At 64.5% G+C, this 22,390-nt stretch carries 23 protein-coding genes; 11 read left to right on the top strand and 12 right to left on the bottom strand.

The window, feature by feature from the left end; genetic code table 11:
- Positions 1–28: 28 nt before the first annotated feature.
- From ACUXVH_RS24240 to ACUXVH_RS24230, 3 genes are all read right to left on the bottom strand, one after another.
- Positions 29–622, bottom strand: coding sequence for an HAD family hydrolase (locus tag ACUXVH_RS24240; RefSeq protein WP_015637140.1), 594 nt, complete (start codon positions 620–622; stop codon positions 29–31).
- Positions 619–1,488 (bottom strand): acyl-CoA thioesterase II, encoded by an 870-nt coding sequence (gene tesB, locus ACUXVH_RS24235; RefSeq protein WP_011063621.1) that lies wholly within the window; start codon positions 1,486–1,488, stop codon positions 619–621. Before tesB ends, ACUXVH_RS24240 begins: the two co-directional genes overlap by 4 nt.
- A 101-nt stretch (positions 1,489–1,589) precedes the next feature.
- A complete protein-coding gene (locus tag ACUXVH_RS24230) occupies positions 1,590–2,159 on the bottom strand; it encodes a GNAT family N-acetyltransferase (protein WP_065363634.1) in 570 nt (189 codons plus the stop codon).
- A 75-nt stretch (positions 2,160–2,234) separates the two neighbouring features.
- Here ACUXVH_RS24230 and ACUXVH_RS24225 point away from each other — a divergent pair, with 75 nt between their 5' ends.
- Both ACUXVH_RS24225 and ACUXVH_RS24220 read left to right on the top strand, forming a co-directional pair.
- Positions 2,235–3,155 carry a histone deacetylase family protein gene (locus ACUXVH_RS24225; protein WP_065363633.1) on the top strand — a complete coding sequence of 307 codons (921 nt, stop codon included), beginning with the start codon at positions 2,235–2,237 and terminating at the stop codon, positions 3,153–3,155.
- A 454-nt stretch (positions 3,156–3,609) separates the two neighbouring features.
- A complete protein-coding gene (locus ACUXVH_RS24220; RefSeq protein WP_065363632.1) occupies positions 3,610–4,851 on the top strand; it encodes a TIGR03862 family flavoprotein in 1,242 nt (413 codons plus the stop codon).
- A gap of 77 nt (positions 4,852–4,928) precedes the next feature.
- On the opposite strand, the gene ACUXVH_RS24215 is transcribed toward ACUXVH_RS24220, so the two are convergent.
- Positions 4,929–6,263, bottom strand: a complete 1,335-nt coding sequence (locus ACUXVH_RS24215) for a DEAD/DEAH box helicase (RefSeq protein WP_065364703.1) — start codon at positions 6,261–6,263, stop codon at positions 4,929–4,931.
- A 215-nt stretch (positions 6,264–6,478) separates the two neighbouring features.
- On the opposite strand from ACUXVH_RS24215, the gene ACUXVH_RS24210 reads away from it, so the two are divergent.
- The gene (locus ACUXVH_RS24210) at positions 6,479–6,937 is read left to right on the top strand and encodes a hypothetical protein (RefSeq protein WP_041119988.1); all 459 of its coding nucleotides are present in this window, start codon (positions 6,479–6,481) and stop codon (positions 6,935–6,937) included.
- A 77-nt stretch (positions 6,938–7,014) separates the two neighbouring features.
- On the top strand, positions 7,015–8,064 hold the full coding sequence (locus ACUXVH_RS24205) for an alpha/beta hydrolase family protein (protein WP_065363631.1): 1,050 nt from the start codon (positions 7,015–7,017) through the stop codon (positions 8,062–8,064).
- On the opposite strand, the gene yedA is transcribed toward ACUXVH_RS24205, so the two are convergent.
- Positions 8,065–8,973 (bottom strand): drug/metabolite exporter YedA, encoded by a 909-nt coding sequence (gene yedA, locus ACUXVH_RS24200; protein WP_065363630.1) that lies wholly within the window; start codon positions 8,971–8,973, stop codon positions 8,065–8,067. It lies immediately after the preceding gene.
- 161 nt (positions 8,974–9,134) lie between these two features.
- Between yedA and ACUXVH_RS24195 the strand changes: the two genes are divergently transcribed.
- Positions 9,135–9,581, top strand: a complete 447-nt coding sequence (locus ACUXVH_RS24195) for an Lrp/AsnC family transcriptional regulator (protein ID WP_011063630.1) — start codon at positions 9,135–9,137, stop codon at positions 9,579–9,581.
- 10 nt (positions 9,582–9,591) lie between these two features.
- Here the strand turns inward: ACUXVH_RS24195 and ACUXVH_RS24190 are convergent, their stop codons facing one another.
- The 3 genes from ACUXVH_RS24190 to ACUXVH_RS24180 all read right to left on the bottom strand — a co-directional run bounded on the left by ACUXVH_RS24190 (position 9,592) and on the right by ACUXVH_RS24180 (position 11,629).
- Positions 9,592–10,203, bottom strand: coding sequence for a 3'-5' exonuclease (locus ACUXVH_RS24190; protein WP_011063631.1), 612 nt, complete (start codon positions 10,201–10,203; stop codon positions 9,592–9,594).
- 27 nt (positions 10,204–10,230) lie between these two features.
- Entirely contained in the window at positions 10,231–10,710 is a 480-nt protein-coding gene (locus ACUXVH_RS24185; RefSeq protein WP_011063632.1) for an NYN domain-containing protein, read from the bottom strand.
- A gap of 136 nt (positions 10,711–10,846) precedes the next feature.
- Positions 10,847–11,629 carry a DUF2076 domain-containing protein gene (locus ACUXVH_RS24180; RefSeq protein ID WP_065363629.1) on the bottom strand — a complete coding sequence of 261 codons (783 nt, stop codon included), beginning with the start codon at positions 11,627–11,629 and terminating at the stop codon, positions 10,847–10,849.
- A 181-nt stretch (positions 11,630–11,810) separates the two neighbouring features.
- Between ACUXVH_RS24180 and ACUXVH_RS24175 the strand changes: the two genes are divergently transcribed.
- Together ACUXVH_RS24175 and ACUXVH_RS24170 are read left to right on the top strand one after the other, a co-directional pair.
- On the top strand, positions 11,811–12,473 hold the full coding sequence (locus ACUXVH_RS24175) for a YciC family protein (RefSeq protein WP_011063634.1): 663 nt from the start codon (positions 11,811–11,813) through the stop codon (positions 12,471–12,473).
- 88 nt (positions 12,474–12,561) lie between these two features.
- Positions 12,562–13,638, top strand: coding sequence for an endonuclease/exonuclease/phosphatase family protein (locus ACUXVH_RS24170; protein WP_404673597.1), 1,077 nt, complete (start codon positions 12,562–12,564; stop codon positions 13,636–13,638).
- 181 nt (positions 13,639–13,819) lie between these two features.
- Here ACUXVH_RS24170 and hrpB read toward each other — a convergent pair whose 3' ends face one another.
- Positions 13,820–16,339, bottom strand: coding sequence for an ATP-dependent helicase HrpB (gene hrpB / locus ACUXVH_RS24165; protein WP_445496102.1), 2,520 nt, complete (start codon positions 16,337–16,339; stop codon positions 13,820–13,822).
- Positions 16,340–16,469: 130 nt separating this feature from the next.
- Here hrpB and ACUXVH_RS24160 point away from each other — a divergent pair, with 130 nt between their 5' ends.
- Together ACUXVH_RS24160 and ACUXVH_RS24155 are read left to right on the top strand one after the other, a co-directional pair.
- Entirely contained in the window at positions 16,470–16,889 is a 420-nt protein-coding gene (locus tag ACUXVH_RS24160) for a polyribonucleotide nucleotidyltransferase (protein WP_125062961.1), read from the top strand.
- A gap of 27 nt (positions 16,890–16,916) precedes the next feature.
- A complete protein-coding gene (locus ACUXVH_RS24155; RefSeq protein ID WP_445496100.1) occupies positions 16,917–17,813 on the top strand; it encodes a cation diffusion facilitator family transporter in 897 nt (298 codons plus the stop codon).
- On the opposite strand, the gene ACUXVH_RS24150 is transcribed toward ACUXVH_RS24155, so the two are convergent.
- Positions 17,807–18,907, bottom strand: a complete 1,101-nt coding sequence (locus ACUXVH_RS24150) for a DUF6515 family protein (protein ID WP_011063639.1) — start codon at positions 18,905–18,907, stop codon at positions 17,807–17,809. The two genes, ACUXVH_RS24155 and ACUXVH_RS24150, sit on opposite strands and share 7 nt — an antisense overlap.
- 416 nt (positions 18,908–19,323) lie before the next feature.
- Between ACUXVH_RS24150 and ACUXVH_RS24145 the strand changes: the two genes are divergently transcribed.
- Together ACUXVH_RS24145 and ACUXVH_RS24140 are read left to right on the top strand one after the other, a co-directional pair.
- On the top strand, positions 19,324–19,803 hold the full coding sequence (locus tag ACUXVH_RS24145) for an Lrp/AsnC family transcriptional regulator (RefSeq protein ID WP_011063640.1): 480 nt from the start codon (positions 19,324–19,326) through the stop codon (positions 19,801–19,803).
- Between the two features lie 110 nt (positions 19,804–19,913).
- The gene (locus tag ACUXVH_RS24140) at positions 19,914–20,123 is read left to right on the top strand and encodes a DUF2788 domain-containing protein (RefSeq protein WP_003228500.1); all 210 of its coding nucleotides are present in this window, start codon (positions 19,914–19,916) and stop codon (positions 20,121–20,123) included.
- Here ACUXVH_RS24140 and ACUXVH_RS24135 read toward each other — a convergent pair.
- On the bottom strand, positions 20,118–20,684 hold the full coding sequence (locus ACUXVH_RS24135; RefSeq protein WP_161466734.1) for a pseudouridine synthase: 567 nt from the start codon (positions 20,682–20,684) through the stop codon (positions 20,118–20,120). The two genes, ACUXVH_RS24140 and ACUXVH_RS24135, sit on opposite strands and share 6 nt — an antisense overlap.
- A 146-nt stretch (positions 20,685–20,830) precedes the next feature.
- A complete protein-coding gene (amn, locus tag ACUXVH_RS24130) occupies positions 20,831–22,303 on the bottom strand; it encodes an AMP nucleosidase (protein ID WP_015637154.1) in 1,473 nt (490 codons plus the stop codon).
- Positions 22,304–22,390: the final 87 nt, after the last annotated feature.

The raw sequence follows: 22,390 nt of genomic DNA, 5'->3' as shown, positions 1-22,390 counted from the left end.
ACGGGAGCCTTGCCGGCGAACAGGGCCCTCAGGCCGACAGCAGGTCGCGCAACTGCGCACAATCCCGGGCATGCCAGTCGGTCAGCTCCGGCCAGGGGTTGTCCGGCAGGTTGACCAGCACCGTACGGGTCCCGGCGGCCCGCCCGCAGTCCAGGTCGAAGCGGTAGTCCCCCACCATGACCATCCGTGACGGCGAGATATCCCAGGCTTCGGCCAGCTTCAGCAAACCGCCCGGATGGGGCTTGGGCGGTGCTTCGTCGCGGCCCAGCACGTCGGCCTCGGCAAAGCAGTCCGCCAGGCCGATGGCCTCCAGGGTCACATGGGCCAGCTCTCGCGCATTGCGGGTGAGGATGCCCAGGCGATAACCGCGCCCGGCCAGTTCCCGCACCAGTTCCACCGCACCCGGCGCCGGGCGCGAACCCTGGGCCAGGTCGCGCTCGTGTTCCAGCAGCCAGGCATGCTTGGCCGCGGATTCGTCCGCCGGCAAGGCCGCCAGGTGTGTGAGGATGTCATCCTCGGCAGGAATCGACAGCGCCTCGCGGATCGCCGCGAAATCATGCACAGCGATGGTCAGGGTGCCGTCCATGTCGAACACCCAATGTTTTATCTCTGAAAGACTCATGCCCAATCCTTGCGATGGCGGATCAACCCTTCCTGAGTCACCGAGGCCACCAACTGCCCGGCACGGTTGAACACGCTGCCCCGGGAGAAGCCCCGGGAGTTTCCGGCCCAGGGGCTGTCCATGGCATACAGCAGCCAGTCGTCAGCGCGTAGGTCGGCGTGAAACCACAGAGCGTGGTCGAGGCTGGCGACCTGCATGTCCTTCTGCCACACCGACTTGCCGTGGGGCAGCATCGAGGTGGTCAGCAGGCCGAAATCCGAAGCGTAGGCCAGCAGGTACTTGTGCAGCGCCGGACTGTCGGCCAGGGCGCCGTCGGCGCGGAACCAGACGTACTTCACCGGATCCATGGGCTGCGGGTTATAGGGGTCCTTCTCGGTCACCGGGCGCACTTCGATGGGCTTGGGGCACAGCAGTTTCTCGCGCATGTGCTCGGGAATCAGGTGCGCACGCTGGGTGGTGATCTCCAGCTCCGATGGCAGGTTTTCCGGCCCGACCACCTGGGGCATGCTGTTCTGGTGCTCGAAACCCTGTTCGTCGTACTGGAACGAGGCGCTGCAGGTGAAGATCGGATTGCCCTTCTGGATCGCCGTCACTCGCCGGGTGCTGAAGCTGCCACCGTCGCGCACCCGGTCCACCTGGTAGACCACCGGCAGCGCGGCATCCCCGGGGCGCAGGAAATAGCCGTGCATGGAGTGCACATGGCGCGCCTCCTCCACCGTCTGACTGGCCGCGGACAACGACTGGCCGAGCACCTGGCCGCCAAACAGCTGGCGAAAACCGAGGTCCTGGCTGCGACCGCGAAACAGGTTTTCTTCGATGGCTTCCAGGGTCAACAGATCGACCAGATCATCCAGCACATGACTCATTCAGACTCTCCTCACACAGAGCAAAACCGCGCAATCTCGGCTGCGGCGGTCAAATCAATTGGGGTCGCACCTCATCGGCACATTCTAAACGTGCGCGCTTGCTATCCATGCAAGGTTTCCAACCATTGTTCGCGGGTAATGCGGTACAGCACATGCTCGCGCAGCGGGTGATCGCCAGCGAGGTTCGGGTGTTCGAAGTCATCCTCGACGGTGTGATGCATACCAATGGCCTGCATGACCTTCTGCGACGGCAGATTGGTCCGGGTCGTGAACGCCACCACCTCCTCCAGCGCCAGACGATCGAAAGCGCAGCGCAGGGCGGTCCAGGCGGCCTCACTGGCGTAACCCAGGCCCCAGTGCTCGCGGGCCAGGCGCCAGCCGATCTCCACCGCCGGCGTGAAGGGCGCTTCGAAACCCACGACGCCCAGACCGGTAAAACCGATGAACTCACCGCTATCCTTACGCTCCAGGGCCCAGAGTCCGAAGCCATGTTCGGCGAAATGCCCACGCACCCGGCCGATCAGCGCCGCGCTTTCCAGGCGGCTCAAGGGCGCCGGAAAGTAGCGCATGACCTGCGGATCGGCACACATCGCCGCAAATGCCGGCAAATCATCGTCGCGCCATTGACGCAGCAGCAGGCGCGCGCTTTCGAGTTGCAGTATCGGCTCCATCAGTGCCCTCCGTTTCCGTGGGTGCAAGTCTACATCGCTGGTAGGATCCTTCACGGGTTCCTCTAAGAAAATGCCATGCCATTGCCATTGATCTATCACGACGACTACAGCCCCGAGTTCCCGGCGGAGCACCGCTTCCCCATGGACAAGTTCCGCCTGCTGCGCGATCACCTGGTGGACAGTGGCCTGACCCGGGACGACGACCTGCTGCGCCCCGAGCTGTGCCCGGCAGAAATCCTCGCCCTGGCCCACGACCCGGCCTATATCGAACGCTACATGAGCGGCGAGTTGTCCCGGGAGGACCAGCGGCGCCTTGGCCTGCCCTGGAGCGAAGCCTTGGCCCGGCGCACGGTGCGTGCGGTCGGCGGCTCCTTGCTGGCCGCCGAACAGGCACTGGAACATGGCCTGGCCTGCCACCTGGCCGGCGGCACCCACCACGCCCACTATGACTACCCGGCGGGGTTCTGCATCTTCAACGACCTGGCGGTGATCAGCCATTACCTGCTGGAAAGCGGGCGCGTGGGCCGGGTGCTGATATTCGACTGCGATGTGCACCAGGGCGATGGCACCGCGCGGATCCTGCAACATACCGCCGACGCGGTGACCGTCTCGTTGCACTGTGAAAAGAACTTCCCCGCGCGCAAGGCCCAGAGCGACTGGGATATCCCGCTGCCCATGGGCATGGGCGACGCCGACTACCTGAACGTAGTGGACGACACGCTCAACTACCTGCTGCCCCTGTACCAGCCGGACCTGGTGTTGTACGACGCTGGGGTCGACGTGCATCAGGACGACGCCCTGGGCTACCTCAAACTCACCGATGCCGGCGTGGCCGAACGCGACGAACGGGTCATGCGCCACTGCCTGGGCCGCGACATCCCGGTGGTCGGCGTGATCGGCGGCGGCTACAGCAAGGACCGCCAGGCCCTGGCCCGGCGCCACGGCATTCTTCACCACAGTGCCCAGAAGGTCTGGAAATCGTCAGGGTGCTACTGACATCCGCAGGCCTTACCCACATCCACTGTGGAACCGCTTGTGGATAAGCTGGGAGAAAGCCTCTGCAGCCCTTGTCCCACGGGGCCTCAAGGCCATCGCCTGTTTTTTGATCAGTGACATCAGACGGTCATACAGTTGTGAGCGTCTTACCCCCAATCCCTGTGGAGCCGCCTGTGGATAACCTGCGTGAAACACGCTACAGCTCGCTATCGGCGTGACTTGCAGCGTGGCGCCTGTTTTTTGATCAGGCGCAGCAGGCCTCCGGCGACGCCGTAGCGCTTACCCCCAATCCCTGTGGAGCCGCCTGTGGACAACCTGCGCGAAAGTCACGCCAGCCCACGGGACACAAGGCCCGCAGCCCGCTGCCTAGTTTTTGACCAGGCATCATCGCCCCAGCACGCCCCCTGCACCTCGGGTAGAATGCCCGGCCTATTTCCTCAGCCCCGCCTCTGCCATGACTGCATCGCACTCTTCCACGCCCCACCACGTCGCGATTATCGGCGGTGGCCCCGCCGGCCTGATGGCCGCCGAGGTACTGAGCCAGGCCGGGATTCAGGTTGACCTGTACGACGGCATGCCATCGGTGGGCCGAAAATTCCTCCTGGCCGGGGTGGGTGGCATGAATATCACCCACTCCGAAGCCTATCCGGCCTTCCTCTCGCGCTACGCCGAGCGTGCGCCGCACATCGCCCCGCTGCTGCGCGAGTTCGGCGCCGAGGCACTCTGCCAATGGATTCATGAGCTGGGTATCCAGACGTTTGTCGGCAGCTCCGGCCGGGTGTTTCCTACCGACATGAAGGCTGCGCCGCTGCTGCGCGCCTGGCTCAAGCGCCTGCGCGATGCCGGAGTCGTTATCCACACTCGGCACCGCTGGCTGGGCTGGAATGCCGACGGCAGCCTGCGCATCCGGCATGCCGAGGGTGAAAGTGCGGTACGGGCGGATGGGGTCCTGCTGGCATTGGGCGGCGGTAGTTGGGCACGCCTGGGTTCCGACGGGGCTTGGCTGCCCCTGCTGGAACAGCGCGGTGTACAGCTCGCACCCTTGCAACCGAGCAATTGCGGTTTTGAGGTCAGCGCCTGGAGCGAGCTGCTGCGCAGCAAATTCGCCGGCGCGCCGCTGAAGAACGTGGCCATCGGCCTTGATGACGACGCACCACGGCTGGGTGAGTGCGTGATCACCGCCAGCGGCATCGAGGGCAGCCTGATCTATGCACTGTCGGCGCCGATTCGCGAATCCATCAACCGGCACGGGCAGGCGACGGTCCATATCGACCTGCTACCGAACAAGCCCCTGGACAAGGTCCAGGCCGCCCTTTCCAAGCCACGCGGCTCGCGGTCCATGGCCAAGCACTTGCAGGGCCAGTTGGGAATCGAGGGGGTGAAGGCGGCGTTGCTGCGGGAGCTGACCCCGGCAGAGAGCTTCAACGATCCGGCGCTCTTGGCGGCAGCCATCAAGGCCCTGCCCCTGACGCTGATCAAGCCTCGCCCACTGGACGAAGCCATCAGCAGCGCCGGCGGCGTAATGTTTGAAGCCCTGGACGACGACCTGATGCTTCGGCAGTTGCCTGGAGTGTTTTGCGCAGGGGAAATGCTCGACTGGGAAGCGCCGACCGGCGGCTACCTGCTGACCGCCTGCTTTGCCAGCGGGCGCCAGGCGGGGCTGGGGATGCTGAAGTGGTTGCGGCGCCAGCCATAAACAGCTTCGCCGGCAAGTCGGCGCCTACGAAAGGGTAGGAGCCGGCTTGCCGGCGAAGGGCCCGGCGCGATGTCAGATCAAGGCTTGCGCTTGCGCGGCCCGGTGTTGAAAGCCGGCACCTTGCGCACCGGCTTCACCGCCGGAGCTTCGGCCACTTCGCCACTGTCCACCCACTTGCCCAGGTTGCGCTTGCCGCCACCGCCGGAGGTTTTCGGCTTCTTGGGCTTCTTCGGCTTTTTCACCACCTGGCCACTGGCGTCGGTTTCCGGCACCCGGTGCTCGGGTTCGAAATCCTGTTCCTCATGGCGCTTGAGGGTCTGGCGGGTGAGCATCTCGATCGCCGAGAGCAGGTTCACCTCATCGGCGCACACCAGGGAAATCGCCTCGCCGGTGGAACCGGCACGGCCGGTACGCCCGATGCGGTGGATGTAGTCTTCGGCCACGATCGGCAGGTCGAAGTTGACCACCAGCGGCAGGTCTTCGATGTCCAGGCCGCGGGCCGCCACATCGGTGGCCACCAGGATCTGGATCTCACTGGCCTTGAACCGGTCCAGGGCGCGCTGACGCGTGGCCTGTGGCTTGTCGCCATGGATGCCGTCGGCATTCACGCCCTGGCCCTGGAGTTTCTCCACCAGCGCATCCACACCGTTGCGGGTCTTGGCGAACACCAGCACCTGCTTCCAGCGATTCTTGCGCAGCAGGTGGCTGAACAGCTCCGGCTTGCGCTTCTTGTCCACCGGCACCACCCATTGCTTGACCGTGTTGGCAGCCACGTTGCGCGGGCTGACCTCGATGCTCAGCGGATCGTTGAGCATCTGCCCGGCCATCTGGCGGATGGCGTCGGAGAAGGTGGCGGAGAACAACAGGGTCTGGCGTTTCTTCGGCAGGGCCGCGTAGATGCTCTTGAGCTCTTCGGAGAACCCCAGGTCGAGCATGCGGTCGGCCTCATCCAGCACCAGGGTCTGCAACTGGCTGAACTTCACCGCATTCTGACGGAACAGGTCCAGCAGACGCCCCGGAGTCGCCACCAGCAGGTCCACGCCTTTGCGCAGCTTCATCATTTGCGGGTTGATGCTGACCCCGCCGTACACCGCATAGGTGCGCAGCGGCAGGTGTTCGGCGTACTGGCGCACGCTTTCGTGGACCTGCTCGGCCAGTTCCCGGGTCGGCACCAGGATCAGCGCGCGTACCGAGTTGCTATCGACTTTCGGCCCTTCCAGGGTCAGCAACTGCAACAGCGGCAGAGCGAAACCGGCGGTCTTGCCGGTGCCGGTCTGGGCCGCGGCCATCAGGTCACGCCCGCCCAGCACTGCCGGAATGGCTTGCGCCTGCACCGGGGTCGGGGTCTGGTAGCCGAGGGTTTCGAGGGCGCGCAGCAGGGGTTCGATCAGGCCAAGAGTGGCGAATGTCATGGGGGTACCGTAGGAAAAAGTCAGCACAGGGACGCAATGGGCGGCAGTTTACCCTAATTCAGGGGCTCGCTCCCGGGCCGCCCCAGGCCTGCCAAGCCCGCCCCGGTGAGTGTATGCTCGCCCCACTGTTTGCCACGGGTCGCGTACAAGGGCGGCGCAACACCCGAGCTGGCACTCAACCGCCCCTTTGCCCTTCCCAAGGAGCCTCACCGCGCATGGATAACCAAAACCCCTTCCAGGCCCCTGCCGCCGAACTCCTGGCCAGCAAGCCAACCGATCAGAGCCTGTGCCTCTACAGCGTGGCGGCCATTGGCCTGAGCACCTTCATCGGCACCTCCGTGGCCGGCGCCTATTTCATCAGCCAGAACCTCAAGGCCATGGGCCGCGAGAGCGAAGTGAACAAAGTCTGGGCCATGGGCATCGGCCTTTTCATTGCCATGAGCGTGGCAGGCTTTTTTCTTCCGGAAAGTATCCCTGCGGTGGTGTTCATCCTGCCGCCGATCTACGGGATGAACGCTTACGCACGCCAACTGTTCGGCCCCCAGGTGATAGAGCACAAGGCCGGCAACGGGCGCTTCTTCTCGCTATGGCGAGTGGCGGGAATCAGCCTGCTGTTTTCCCTGGCCCTGGCGGCAGTGTTATTCGCCCTCGTCCTGCTGAGCGGGTTCGAGTAAGGCCCCCTGGCGGCCCTTTCGGCCGCCACAAGCCCCCACCGGGCAGCCTCTTGCGGCCTGGCTCAATGGAGTGAGCGATGCGCAATCTTGTCCTGTACACCTCAATGCTAGTGGGGCTTTGCCTGCCACACGCCTATGCAGCTGAATCCATCGGCTTTCGTGAAATCCAGCTAGGGGATTCCAGCCACAACCGTGAGCTGCATGTCGGCCTCTGGTACCCCACCGAGGACGGGGCAACGCCTGCCACCTCCTCGGAAAATCCGGTTTTCCAGGGGGTGCCGGCGATCAAGGATGCCCACCCCACCTCCCCCGCCCATCCATTGGTGGTGCTGTCCCATGGCTATGGCGGCAACTGGCGCAACCTCAGTTGGCTGGTACCGTCACTGGTCAGCCAGGGCTATATAGTGGCGGCACCTGATCATCCGGGCACCAGCACCTTCGACAAGCGCCCGGTGCAAGCCGCAAGGCTCTGGGAGCGGCCGCGGGACCTGAGCCGGGTCATCGACGCCCTCAGCGCTGACCAGTCCCTGGCAGGCGCGGTCGACCCGCAGCGCATCGCCGCCATCGGCCATTCGCTGGGCGGCTGGACGGTCACCGCATTGGCCGGCGCCCGCTATAGCCCGCAACGCTTCCTTGAGGAATGTCGGCTGCATCCCAACCCGCGTCTGTGCGGGCTGGCTCCGGAGCTGGGGATCGCGCCGCAAAACCAGGACTCTCTGGGCACCGACCTGCGGGATCCGCGAGTCAAGGCGGTCGTCTCCCTGGACCCGGGGCTGGTCCGTGGGTTCACCCCGCAAAGCTTGTCAGCGGTGCAAACGCCGACCCTGATCCTGGGAGCAGGAGTCGATATTGCCAGCATGCCGGTGGAGCAGGAGTCGGGCTACCTGGGAACCCACCTGCCGTCGGCCACCTCCAGCCTGCTGGTGATCGCCGATGCCAGCCATTTCAGCTTCATGCAAATCTGCAAGCCAGGCGCCACGGCCCTGCTCCGGGAAGAGAACCCCGAGGATGAAATCATCTGCCGGGACGGCGGCCAGCGCAGCCGCGAAGCGATTCACCAGCAAGCGAGCCAGGTCATCGGCGACTTTCTCCAACGGAGCCTGGCCGGCCTGCCACCGGGACAGTGATCAGGCCGCCTCTTCCTGGGCCGCGGCCTTGGGCTTGCGCCATTGGGGCAGGCCGATCAGCACTACGGCACTGATGATCACCAGCATGGCCATGGCCTCCTCGATGCCAATGGTTTCGCCGACGAAGACGATGCCCAGCAGCACCGCCACCGCCGGGTTGACATAGGCGTAGCTGGTGGCCGCGGCTGGGCGCACGTGCTTGAGCAGGTACATGTAGGCGTTGAAGGCGATGATCGAACCGAAACCGGCCAGGTAGGCCAGGGCCAGCCAGCCTTCCATCGGAGGCATGGTGTCCAGATGCTCACCGCTCAGGGCACTGCCGATCATCAGCACCACGCCACCGACAAGCATTTCCGCGGCACTGGCCATGGCGCCCTGGGGCAGCGGCAGATGCTTGCTCCACACCGAGCCGAAAGCCCAGGCCGCCGCAGCGAACAGCAGCAAGGCGGCGCCCATCGGGCTCGACTGCAGGTTGGACCCCAGGTTGAGCATGCCGATGCCAATCATCCCGAGGACGATCCCGGCCCACTCCAGGCGCGTGTTGCGTGCACCCCAGAAATACCCGCAGAGCAAGGTGAACAAAGGCACCGTGGCCACCGCCAGCGCCGCGACGCCGGAGGTCACCCCGGAGTGTTCGGCCAGCGTTACCGCGCCATTGCCACAGCTCAACAGCAGCACACCGATGATCCCTGCGGCCTTCCATTGCGCCCAGGTCGGCGCCGGCACCCCGCGCCAGCGCAGAAAGGCGTACATCAGGCTACCGGCGATGATGAAGCGAATGCCGCCGAGCATCAGTGGCGGCCAGTATTCGACACCGATGCGAATCACCAGGTACGTCGAGCCCCAGATTACATAGAGGGCAAAAAAGGCGGCGATCAACGGCAGCGGAAAACGGCTTTGGCCAGGCATGGGAGGCGGCTCTGAGGCAGGCAGGGGGAGGTCTATTCTAGAAACTCGGCCCAGGGAACTTAAGTTACAAAACCTGTTTATAACGCCCGTACACTTTCCAAAAGATGGAGATAAGGGCTATATACCGTGCTTTCGAAAGCTGGATAGATCGAGAGCCTTCCATGGACAAGTACGACCGCATGCTCCTGGCCAGCCTGCTGGAAAATGGCCGGGCGAGTTACGCCGAGCTGGCACGCAAGGTGAATCTCTCGGCACCGGCGGTGGCCGAACGCGTGGCCAAGCTGGAGGCCAGCGGAGTGATCACCGGCTACCAGGCCAAAGTCGACATGGCCAAGGTCGGCTTGCCGATCCAGTGCGTGATCGAACTGCGCCTGGCCCAGCACGGCAACCAGAAGGCCTATGACGAACTGATCAAGATTCCCCAGCTCACCGAGTGCCACCGGGTCACCGGCGACCCCTGCGTGATCATGCAGGCCGCAGTGGGATCGATGCCGGAGCTGGAGGAGTTGATCAACCGCGTGGCCCAGTTCGGTTTCAGCAAGACCTCCATCGTGCTCTCCAGCGCCATTGAACGGCGCGTGCCCCTGGGGCAACTGGAAAGCAAATGAACCTCGGGGCTCAGAACCCGCGGTGGCGCTTGAGGTGTTCGGGGACTTTGGCCGCGGGAACCTTCTGCAGTTTGCACAGGAAGTCATGGGACAGCTCGCGCAGGCCATGCTTGTGCCTCAGTTCGCCGGCCAGGTGGGCCACCAGGTTGGCTGCCATTTCCGCATCGGCCATGGCCCGGTGAGCCTGGCCAGTGTGCGGCAGGCCGGCGAATGAAGTCAGGGTGCCCAGCTTGTGATTAGGAGCCGCCGGCATCAGGCGCCGCGCCAGCAGCAGGGAACAGGCGAAGTTCTGCAGGCGGGTGCGCTTGATCCGGCCCAGCTCGAAATCCCAGAACTTCTGGTCGAAGGCCGCGTTGTGCGCCAGCAACGGCGTGATGCCGACGAACTCGTTGACCTCGTTCATCACCTGCTCTGCCGGGGGTGCGCTGCGCAACATGGCATTGCTGATGCCGGTCAGTTGCTCAATAAACGCCGGCACCCGCACGCCGGCATTCATCAGGCTCTGGTAACGCTCGACGATGCGCCCCTGCTCAAGGATCACCACGGCGATTTCCGTGGCCCGGCAACTGCTGCTCGGGGAGATCCCGGTGGTTTCAAAGTCGATGACGGCAATGCGTTCCAAACCTGTCCTGCTCCGTATGAAAATTGATCAGCTTTTAAGCAGCAAGGCGCCTTCGATCGGCACATAGCGCGTAGCCGCGCGAATCAGCGAATTGGCGGTCAGCCCCGGCACGCCATAGGCCACCGCGCTGACCCCGTGCTTGTGGATGATGCGCTCCAGCAGCAGGTCGAAATCACCGTCGCCGGAAGCCAGCACCACTTCGTCGACATGGGCCGCAGCGTCCATGATGTCGATGGTGATGCCCACGTCCCAGTCGCCCTTGGCCGAGCCGTCGCTGCGCTGGATATAGGGCTTGAGTTTTACCGTGAAGCCCAGGTTGCGCAGGATCTGCTGGAACTGCTGTTGCTTGCTGTCACCACGATCGATGGCATAGGCATAGGCTTCGACAATCTGCCCTTGCTTGCTGATATCCGCCCACAGCGCCGCATAGTTGAAGTGGCAACCATAGGCCTGACGAACGGTGTAGTAGAGGTTCTGGACATCGGCGAACACAGCGATTTTCTTCACCGCTAATCCTCATGGCGCAGCAGCGCAAGGGCTGGATCGGGCCTCAGGCCCCGAAAAGTCGCCCAGTATGCCAGTCGCAGGGATTGTTCCGCGAATAATCGGTCCGGGGCAGGTGTCTGCCCCGGACCGACGCAGGTCAGACGAAGGAGTCGTCGTCGGAGAAGAACGAGCTGTCGTCGTTGTCGTAGTCGGCGTTGCTGAAGCCACCCTGGTCGTTGTTGCCCCAGGAGTCGTTGTTGGCCAGGCGCTGGTCGTCATTGCCCCAGCCGCTGTTGTCGCTGGCCGGCGCCGGTTCTTCCTTGATGACTTCGACGATTTCCTGGGGCTGCTGGTTGTTGTGGAACAGGCTGCTGATGCCCTGGGCCAGCATGACCCCGCCCGCAACGCCGGCGGCAGTTTTCAAGGCGCCGCCCAGGAAACTGCTACCCACCGCCGGTGCCTGCTGCGGTGCATAGTTCTGTGGCGGTGCGGCGTAATTCTGCTGCGGCGCGCCGAAGTTCTGTTGCGCGGGGGCGCCAAAGGAAGAACGCGCCGGTTCACGCCAGCCACCACCGGACGACGGCGGCGGCGCGCTCTGGCTCGGTGCCGGCTGTGGCTCGCGGGAACCGCCGAAGATGCTCGACAGGAAACCGCCACCGGCCGCCGGTGCCGGAGCACTGGCCTGGGCCCGGGCCTGTTGCAGGTCAGCCTGCAATTGCTGGACTTGCTGGGTCAGCTGCTGGTTCTGCTCGTTGAGGCTCTTGAGTGCGGCCTCCTGCACCAGGATCGCCTGGGTCATGAAATACCCGGCCGCAGGCTGGCGGGTCAGATGCTCCTTGATCCGCGCCTCTGCCTGGGCGTCGCGCGGGGCTGAATCCGTTTCGGCTTGCTGCAACCGTGAAAACAGTCCATCGATCAGGGTTTGCTCTTGGTTGTTCATGGCGACCTCTTTAGATTGCCGGTAGAAATCTGGTCCGCCGCTCGGACAGAGCGGTGGTACGCACCAGTTATGGGGCTGGTGCGACGACTTTCAATGGTCTTTACCCAAGGTTTACGTTTGCTCGGGCGGGGCCTGCATCGGTTAAAGTGTGCAACCGCTTCTTCAACTGCGATCTCATCGAATGAATCCGTTAGATGTACTGCGTGACTCTCTGTATTTCTTCCAGCGCAACCTCGGGCAGATCGCCCAGCTGTGCCTGCCGCTGGTGATTCTCGAAGCCTTGCTGCAACAAGGGGTCAACAGCGCCCTGGGCCCCGATACCTTCCCGGGCTACAGCGTGGTGGTGGGCCTTCTGGTGTATCCGTTGTACACCGGTGCGCTGATCCTGTTTCTCGACGCCCGCACCCGGGGCGAGTCGCCGCGGACCCGGGACCTGCTGGCCATGGCCCTGGCCCTGTGGCCGCGTTTTGCCCTGCTGACGGCGGTCAGCACCCTGCTGATCCTGCTGGGGTTGTCGCTGTATTTCCTGCCGGGGCTGTGGCTGATGGTGGTACTGGCTTTCGCCGAGTACCTGCTGGTGCTCAAGGGCATGGCGCCGCTGGCGGCCATCAGTGAAAGTTTCCGCCTCAGCCGTGGGCACTTCCTGCGGATCCTGGTGTGCATCCTGGCGGTAATGACCCCGCTGTGGCTGCTCAAGGGTGCCAGTGAAGCGGCCTATTCCGAACCGCTGAACCCGCTGCTGTCCCTGGCCATCGACAGCGCCTACAGCTTCCTGCAGCTGTTCACCAGCGTGGTGCTGTTCCGCCTGTTCATGCTGATCAGCGAGCAGCCGGACAAGCGCTGAATCCTCCCTCGGCCGCTCTGCCCCTTGGGTGACGGCCGTGCTCTCGGTTATGCTCCGGGGCCATCCTGCAACGCCATAAGCCGAGCCGATGATCCGTCTACTTCGCATCACCCTGTTGAGCCTGTTGTTGATCGGTCTGGTGCTGGCCGGGCTGGTCTACAGCCTGACCTGGCGCCCGGAAGCCAAGGAAAGCCTCGCTGTCAGTTGCAGTGCCCAGGCCGCGCCGCTGGTGCCGGGCCAGGCCCTGAAAGTGATGACCTGGAACCTGCAGTACCTGGCGGGCAAGCGCTATGTGTTCTGGAACGACCAGGCACAGGGCGAGGACGAGCAGCCGACCCTGGAGGACATGGCCTTCAGCCTCGACGAAGTGGCTCGCGTGATCCGCGACGAACAACCGGACCTGGTGCTGCTGCAGGAAGTGGACAACGGCGCCAAGGCCAGCGCCTACCAGGACCAGCTCAAACTCCTGCAGGAACGCCTCACCGATCTCTACCCCTGCAGCACCCAGGCGTACGACTGGAAAGCCGATTTCGTACCATCGCCGCATATCTTCGGCAGCGTCGGCCGACAACTGGCCACCCTCAGCCGCTATCGCATCGACCACGCCGAACGCCTGCAACTGCCCACAGCCGAACACGGCTTCATCGGCCGGCAGTTCCAGCCCAGGGAGGCCCTGCTGCTGAGCTACCTGCCCCTGAACGACGGCGGCCAGGTGGCGGTGCTCAATACCCATCTGGAACGTGCTCGCACGCCTGGCCAGACGCAATCAAGGCAGGTCGCAGCCATTGGCAAAGTCCTGGATAAACTCGAAGGCCGCGGCACGCCCTGGCTGATTGGCGGGGATTTCAACCTGTTGCCCCTGGGCCAGTACCAGCGACTGAGCGACGTGCAACGGGCGCCCTACAGTGCCGACAGCCCGCTGCACCTGCTGTGGGACAAATACCCGATGATCCCCAGCAACACCCAGGCCAGCGGCGTCGACCGCGCACATTGGCTGACCCACTACCCCAACGACCCGAGCCTCGACGGCCCGGATCGCACGGTGGACTACCTGTTCTACAGCCCGCGGCTCAAGCGAGTCGAATCCCGGGTGCGCCTGGACGACACCTTGCGCATCTCCGACCACCTGCCGGTGCTGGCCCGCTTCCTCTTGCCGGCGCAATAAACCCCAGAGCGGCACCCATCACCTGTAGCCGCTGCCGAGGCGGCGATCGAGCGTGTAGCGCTCGCAACGGCTTGGCCCAGATTCCGTCTGACACACCGCGGCGTCCGTTTTGCGGGGGCTGCGCCCCCGGGCGCAGCCTCGCACGCTCGGCAGCGGCTACAGGGCAGCACGGGAGTTCGGGTTATTTGCGCGGTTTGACCCGCGCCGTGGCTTCGGCGATCAGCGGGTCATCCGGCCAGTAGTGCTTGGGGTAACGGCCCTTGAGGTCCTTTTTCACCTCGGCGTAGGTGCTGCGCCAGAAGTTCGCCAGATCCTGGGTGACCTGTACCGGACGTCGTGCCGGAGACAGCAGGTGCAACTTGACCACCTGGCGGCCACCGGCAATGCGCGGTGTTTGCGCCAGGCCGAACAGCTCCTGCAGGCGTACCGCCAGGATGGGTGGATGCTCGCTGTAGTCCAGGCGAATCGACGACCCGGAAGGCACCGTCAGGTGATGGGGGGCCAGCTCATCCAGGCGCTGAGGCAGTGGCCAGGGCAGCAGGTTGTGGATAATTCCGGCCAGTTCCAGGTTGGCGAAGTGGCTGAGCCGCGAGACCTTGCCCAGGTAGGGCTGCAACCACTGCTCCAGCCCCTTGAGCAAGGCCCCGTCACTGACATCCGGCCATTGGCTGGTGCCCGTGGCCTCCAGGTCCAGCTGGCGCAGCAACGCTACCCGGGCCTGCCACTGGCGCAGCTCCGGGGTCCAGGGCAGCAGCTCCAAGCCTTTGCGCCGGACCAGATTGACCAGGGCCTGAGTGCGGGCGGACTCATCCAGCCCGCTTAGCGGTTCGTGACTGAGCACCAATTCGCCGACCTTGCGCTGGCGTTCGGCCCGCAACACGCCTTCGCGCTCGTCCCAATCCAGCTGATCGACTTGCCGCACCTGCTCCGCCAGTACCGAATCGAACAACACCGGATCGAAATCCGCCGCCAGGTAGATGCGCTCCTCGCGCTGCCCCTGGCGGCTGCCCAGGTCGGCGATCACCAGCCAGGGTTGCTTCATCAGGCTGTCAGTTTCGCTGAACAGCGCCGCACGGCCGTTGGCCAGGCGGTATTCGGCACCGCCGGGGCGCCGCTGCTGGGCCACCCGATCGGGATAGGCCAGGGCCAACAGGGCGCCGAGCCAGCGCGGGTGCTCGGGGTCGGCCACCGCAGCCTCGGGCTGCCCGCGCAGATAGCCCCGGTACTGGCGCGCCAGTTGTCGGGCACGCTGCACCCCGCCCTGGGCTCCGCGAGCGGCACGCTCTTCCCCGCCAAGCAGCACCAGGCGGCTGTGCAGGTCGGCGCCGGCGCCGCGCAGGATATCCCGCTCCCCCAGCAGCGCCGCGACATCGCAAGCCATCGGCGCCAACCCCAGGGACTGGCCGCGCAGCAGCAGATGGGCGATGCGCGGGTGAGCCGGCAACTCGGCCATGGCCTGGCCGTGGCGGGTCAGGCTGCCATCGTCATTCAACGCCCCCAGGCGCACCAGCAAGTCCTGGGCCTGGGCATAAGCGGCACTGGGGGGAGCGTCCAGCCATACCAGTTGATTTGGCGTCACGCCCCAGCGCGCCAGTTGCAGGGCCAATCCGGCCAGGTCCGCCTGGAGGATTTCCGCACTGGCATAGGCGGCCAGTTGCTCCTGTTGATCGGCCGACCACAACCGGTAGCACACGCCGGGCTCCAGACGCCCGGCACGCCCGGCGCGCTGGGTGGCGCTGGCCCGGGAGATACGCTGGGTATCGAGGCGGGTCATGCCGCTGCCGGGATCGAAACGCGGTACCCGCGCCAGCCCGGCATCCACCACCACCCGCACGCCATTGATGGTCAGGCTGGTTTCGGCAATGTTGGTGGCCAGCACCACTTTGCGCTTGCCCGACGGCGCCGGGTCGATGGCTGCGCGCTGGGCTGCCAGGTCCAGCTCGCCATGCAACGGGCAGAGCAGGATCTCACTGCGCTCACCCAGGGCTTCGGCCAACTGCTGGTGCACCCGGCGGATCTCCGCCTGGCCGGGGAGGAACACCAGCAGGCTGCCGCTTTCATCGTTGAGGGCCTCAAGCACGGTCTGCACCACCCTTGGCTCGATGAATTCACCGGGCTGGAAGGGTCGGCCCCAGCGCTGGGTCACCGGGTACATGCGCCCTTCACTGCGCAGGATCGGCGCATCGCCGAGCAGGGTCGACAGGCGCTCGCCTTCCAGCGTCGCCGACATCAGCAGGATCTTCAGTGGCTGCTCGTCACGAAACAGCTCGCGGCCATTGAGGCTCAGGGCCAGCGCCAGATCGGCGTCCAGGCTGCGTTCGTGGAATTCATCGAAGATCAGCAGGCCGACGCCTTCCAGGGCCGGGTCATCCTGCAGGCGCCGGGTGAGGATGCCTTCGGTGACCACCTCGATGCGGGTACGCGGGCCGACCTTGCTGTCCAGGCGGATGCGATAACCCACGGTCTCGCCGACTTTCTCTCCCAGCTCGCTGGCCAGGCGCTCGGCGGCGGCCCGGGCGGCCAGGCGCCGGGGTTCGAGCATGAGGATGGTCTGTCCGGCCAGCCAGTCCTGGTCCAGGAGCGCCAGGGGCACGCGGGTCGTCTTGCCGGCACCGGGCGGGGCTTCGAGCACCGCTTCATGGCGTGTCGCCAGGGCGGTACGCAGTGCAGGCAAAACTTCATCAATTGGCAAAGAATTCATGCTGGCTCCAAAACAGAGGCGCGAGTATAACGGCGAACTGCCTGGGGTTAATCATGGTCTGAGTGCTGATCGACAAGACTCAACACCCCGCTTCATCCCTCGTTGCTTTCGTGCTTGCTAGGAGATTTCCATGCGTATTTCCCACCGTGTCATCGGCGGCGTTCTGGTGGCTACCCTACTGACCCAACTCACCGCCTGCGGCTCGATCTTCTTCCCCGACCGGCGCGGCCAGATCGACGGCAAGATCGATCCCCTGGTGGCTGTGCTGGATGCCGTTGGCCTGCTGTTCTACGTGATCCCAGGGCTGATCGCCTTCGGCGTCGACTTCGCCACCGGGGCCATCTACCTGGAGCCGGGCAAGACCGCGCAGATCGCGCCGGAAAAACTGCAACAGGCCATCGGCGCCGACGGTAAAGTCGACAACCGCAAGCTGCAGGCCATCCTGGAAAGCGAATTGGGGGGCAACTTCCCCCTGGATGACCCACGCCTGATCCAGCACAAGGGCAGCGTGCAACAACTGGCGCTGTACGGCCTGCAACCTGCTGCCTGATCACTTTTACCCAGGAACCCGCCATCGATGACCGCCAACTCGGAACACGCCCGCCTCCTGCGCCTGGCCACCCGCGCCTCGGTCACCGTAGCGGGCATACTGATCGTGACCAAGGCTGTCGCCTGGTGGCTCAGCGGCTCGGTGAGCATGCTCGCCGGGCTCACCGACTCGGTGCTGGACGGTTTTACCTCGCTGCTCAACCTGCTGGCAGTGCATTACGCCCTGCGCCCGGCAGACGACGACCACCGCTATGGCCACGGCAAGGCCGAGTCCCTGGCGGGCATGGCCCAGGCATTGTTCATCGCCGGCAGCGCGGTTCTGATTGCCTTCCAGGCGGCGCAACGCCTGCAACATCCGGAACCGGTAGGCGCGCCCTGGCTGAGCATCGGGGTGATCGTCCTGTCGCTGGCGCTGACCATCGCCCTACTGCTCCTGCAGCACCGGGTGATCCGGGCGACCGGCTCCAATGCAGTGCGCGCCGACTCCCTGCACTACCGCTCCGACCTGATGCTCAACGGTAGCATCCTGCTGGCCCTGGTGCTGGCGGCGTTCGGCCTGCATCAGGTGGACGCCTGGTTCGGCCTGGGGATTGCCTTCTACATTCTCTGGAGCGCGATCCAGATCGCCCGGGAGAGCTTCTCGGTGCTGATGGACCAGGAGCTGCCACCGGACGTCAGCCAGCACATGCTGGAGCTGGCGTGCAGTGTGCCGGGAGTACTGGGGGCCCATGACCTGCGCACACGGATTTCCGGCAGCCACTGGTTTGTCCAACTGCACCTGGAATTACCCGGGGAACTGACCCTTTCGGTGGCCCATGGCATCAGCGACCAGGCCGCCGATGCCATCCAGAAGGCCTATCCACGGGCCGAAGTGCTGGTGCACGCCGACCCGCAGGAAGTGGTGAAGGCAGCCAGGGCTCAGTAGGTCACCTGATAGCCCCGTGAGCTCAAGCAGTTGCCCTGGGCCTGGCGGTAGGCCTGGACCACTTGCGGGGCCGGCTGATAGGTCACGCTCGCAGGATCGAAGCCGCTCTGCTGCACCGCCCAGCGATAGCAGTCGTAACGGTCCTGGTCGATCTGCTGCGGCGACTGGCCGTTGACCGGGTAGGCCAGCACGTCATAGCCATTGCCGCTCTGCTGCGGGTCCGCAACCGGCACGCCGGCAGGTGGCTCGACCACCACGTACTGCTGGGTGTTGGCTTCGTAGGTGTAGTAGGCCCCTGCCGCCAGAAAGAACAGCGCGCTGCCGATCCAGACTTCCCGCGCATAGTCGGGCAGGTACGTCACGCGAATGCCATAGGGCGGGCGCACCACCACATAGCGCGGGCCTTGCGGGCGGTACCAGTAACCACCGGAAAAAAAGTAATCCTGGCCGCGATAGGCGACCCGGTCATTGCGCCCGGGGAAGCGGTCGATCACATACCCGGGGCGGTACTGCGGCCCGGGGCCCCAGCCATTGCCATGGCCATCAGGGCGGCCCGGCCAGCGGTAGTCGTTGGGATGGCCGCCACCTGGCCGAGAGCCCGGGCCGCCAGCCTGCCAATGCTGGTTGTAGTCGTTGCGCCGGGGAATGTCCTGATAGTAGCCACGCTGTGGCTCCTGGGTCTGGCGCACGGTGTCGGGGCGGCCCTGGATCGGCAGGTTGTTCGGCTGCTGCACCTGGGGTTGTGGCACAGGGGCCGGGCGAACCTGCTGATTGGGATCGTGCTGAGGCCGGTTCTGCCACTGCCCTCCCGGGTTCTGGCCGTTGTGCTCGAACTGACGGCTGTTATCGCCGCGAATGATTTCATTCTGCGGCCGCTGTGGCTGCGCACTGGGTGGTGGACGGTTGGGAACATTGGCGGGCCGCGGCGGGGCATTTTCCGGGCGGCCCTGGCCTTGATGCTCTCGCTGCTCGCCCCCGGGAGCGCCATGCTGCGCAGGCGGCCGATTCTCGTCTCGCTCATCGGCGAGCAACTGAGCGTTGACGCTCAGGCACAACACACCAACACCTGCCATACGCCAGATGCGCGACTTCATGCTATTCCTCACTGCGGATAGGGGGGGCCTGTACATAAGACTGAAAAAGCCCTGGGCGGTTCTGCATCAGGTTATCAGTCACGAGACTTATTTCGCAGGCAATAAAAAAGGGCGGCCCGTCGGCCGCCCTTTGAGATTTTGTCCGTGCTCGGCGCTTTTGACGCCGGCTCACCTCACTCCGTCTTCTGGACAGTGTGTAGCCCGGGGGCCGGCTCAACCCTGTGGGATTGGCGGCCGCGGCAGGCCTGATTCGGCGGGCCGCAGTGGACTCTATGTCCGGGCAGTGATTCTGGTGATAAGAATAGGCGCGCAGCGAAGACAGAGGATTGCGAAGATTGCTTGTAAAAACACCACTTGCGCAATTTTTAACTCAAGATAGATAATTCAACGCAATAGTTACGACAAAGGCCTGATTGATGAGCAAACTCGACCGCTACGACCTGAGCATTTTGGCGGAGTTGCAACGCGACGCCCGTATCTCCAACCAGGAACTGGCCGAGCGCATCGGCCTGTCGCCCTCCCCTTGCTCGCGCCGGGTCAAGCAGCTGGAGGACGATGGCTACATTTCCCGCCAGGTCGCCCTGCTGGACCGCAAGATGCTCGGTCTGAGCCTGACCGCCTATGTCCTGATCGGCATGGACCGGCACACGCCGGAACGCTTCGAGAATTTCGAAGCCGCGATCCGCAGCCTGCCCCAGGTGCTGGAGTGCAGCCTGGTGACCGGGGTCGATGCCGACTACCAGCTCAAGGTGGTGGTACCGGACATGGACCATTACCAGAAGCTGCTGCTCGGCCATCTGACCCGTATCGAGGGCGTGACCAGCGTGCGTTCGAGCTTCGTGCTCAATCAGGTGCTCAACAGCACCGAACTGCCGCTGACCCACCTGCGCAACTGAATCCCGGCCCCCGCTGTGGCGACATAACGCATGCAGATCAATGCTTGGGCCGCGGGCGTTGGCGTATACTCGCCCGGCATTTTTTGCCCTGCCTGCACTGGAGATGAGTGATGGACCCAGCAGTATTCGAAGAGTGGATGATGACCGGCCTGGTCAGCATCCTGATCATTTTCATGGGCTTCATCGTCTGGGACCTGGCCAAGAAGTCCAAGGCCGGGCGCTTCGGCTCGTTCATCCTGTTCTTCGTGCTGGGCCTGGGCGTTGCAGCATTCATCATCAAGAGCGTGGTGATCGGCCTGATCGAGTCCGGCGCCTTATAAGCGCGCCGCCACCTCTTTCCACTGGCCCTGCTCCAGGCCATCCAGGGTCCAGTCGCCGATCCTGACCCGCACCAGGCGCAAGGTCGGTAGCCCCACCGCAGCGGTCATGCGCCTTACCTGGCGGTTGCGCCCCTCGCGTATCACCAGCTCCAGCCAACTGGTGGGCACGCTCTTGCGAAAGCGCACCGGCGGGTTGCGCGGCCATAGCGTCGGTTCTTCGAGCTGACGCGCCTCGGCCGGCAGGGTCATGCCGTCATTCAACTGCACACCTTCGCGCAAGCGCTGCAACTGCTCGGCACTGGGCTCGCCCTCGACCTGCACCCAATAGGTCTTGGCCAGCTTGTGCTTGGGATCGGCGATGCGCGCCTGCAACTGCCCGTCATTGGTCAACAGCAGCAACCCTTCACTGTCGCGATCCAGGCGCCCGGCCGGGTAGACCCCGGGAACCGCAATGAAGTCCTTGAGCGTGGCCCGCCCCTCGCCATCGCTGAACTGGGTCAGCACATCGAAAGGCTTGTTGAACAGGATCAGCTTCGGCTCGACCGGCGCGGCCTTGGCCACACGCTTGGCGGGAGAGGAGGAAAACGGTTTGGCGCCAGGGCGGCGGGAAGCGGGACGGGGCGGACGGGACATGGGAGCAGGAACATTCAGCGATCAGGACCGACAATGCTAGTGGCCTGACCGCCAAATGACCATGGCTTAAACGCTTAGCGGAAAGGCGGCTCGTCGAAGCTGCGCAGTTTGCGCGAGTGCAGGGAGTTGAGCTCGCTGCGCATCAGGTCCACCGCTTCGATACCGATCTTCAGATGCTGGCTGACCGCACGCTCATAAAAGGCGTTGGCCGCGCCCGGCAACTTGATTTCACTGTGCAATGGCTTGTCCGAGACACACAGCAAGGTGCCGTACGGCACCCGCAGGCGATACCCCTGGGCGGCGATGGTGCCGCTTTCCATGTCCACCGCCACGGCCCGGGACAGGTTGATCAGCGGGCGTTCCTCGGCCCAACGCAACTCCCAGTTGCGGTCGTCGTAAGTCAGCACGGTGCCGGTGCGCAGGCGTTTCTTCAGTTGTTCGCCCTTTTCCCCGGTGACATTGGCCGCCGCCTGCTGCAACGCCAACTGGACTTCGGCCAGGGCCGGAATCGGAATGTTCGGCGGCACCACGCGGTCGAGAATGCCGTCGCGCCGCATATAAGCGTGGGCCAGCACGTAGTCGCCAATGGTCTGGGACTGCCGCAGGCCGCCGCAGTGGCCGATCATCAGCCAGCAATGCGGACGCAGCACCGCCAGGTGGTCGGTGATGTTCTTGGCGTTGGACGGGCCGACACCGATATTCACCAGGGTCACACCGTGGCCATCGCTGGCCTGCAAGTGGTAGGCCGGCATCTGGTAGCGGTGCCAGACCACACCGGCGGCGATGGCCGAGGCCTCGCCGTGATCCATGCTTTTCTCGATGATCACGTTGCCCGGCAGGACCATGCGCACAAAGCGCGGATCGCTGCGCAACTGCTCCAGGCCATGAACGATGAACTGGTCCACATAGCGGTGATAGTTGGTCAGCAGGATCCACGGCTGCACATGACGCCAGTCGCTACCGGTGTAGTGCACCAGGCGCCGCAGGGAGAAATCCACTCGCGCGGCATCGAACAGCGCCAGGGGCAGCGGATGGGTATTTTCCCAATCGTAGAGGCCATCGGCGATGCCATCGGTGGCGGCCGACAGGTCGGTACTCGGGAACACCCGCGCCAGCGCCGCAGCGGTCACGCCGGAACCTGCCAGCTCGTCGCCCTGCTCCACGACATAGGGATAAGGAATGTTCTGCTCACTGACGCCCACTTCCACCGTCACGGTGAAGTCGTGCATCAACGGCACCAATTGTTCAAGCAGGTAATTACGGAAGGCTGCAGGATGGGTCACGGTGACACTGTAGGTGCCCGGCAACTGGACCTTGGCATAGGCCCTTGTGGTCTGTGGGACTTCGCCGTGGCAGTGGTAGGTCAGGCGCAACTCAGGGTAGCGAAACAGTGCTCGTTGCTCGGCATCCGGCTCGACCCGGTCCTTGAGATAACGCTTGAGCGCCTGGCTCAGCGCCGTGGTGGCCCGCTCATGCAGGGCGGCAAGCCGGTCCACGGCTTGCTCGGCGGTTTGAACGACAATAAAAGCTTCGGTCACGATAAGCATCCTGTGTTCTGAACTTGCAGGCGTTCATCTTGCCTGCAAGACCGTCCCACGGGAACAGCGTAATCACCGCAGGCGCCGGGAAGCCGG

It is taken from the genome of Pseudomonas sp. 8(2025), from assembly GCF_052665325.1.
The sequence above is the reverse complement of the archived record's forward strand: the minus strand, read 5'-3'. Positions and strand labels throughout refer to the sequence as shown.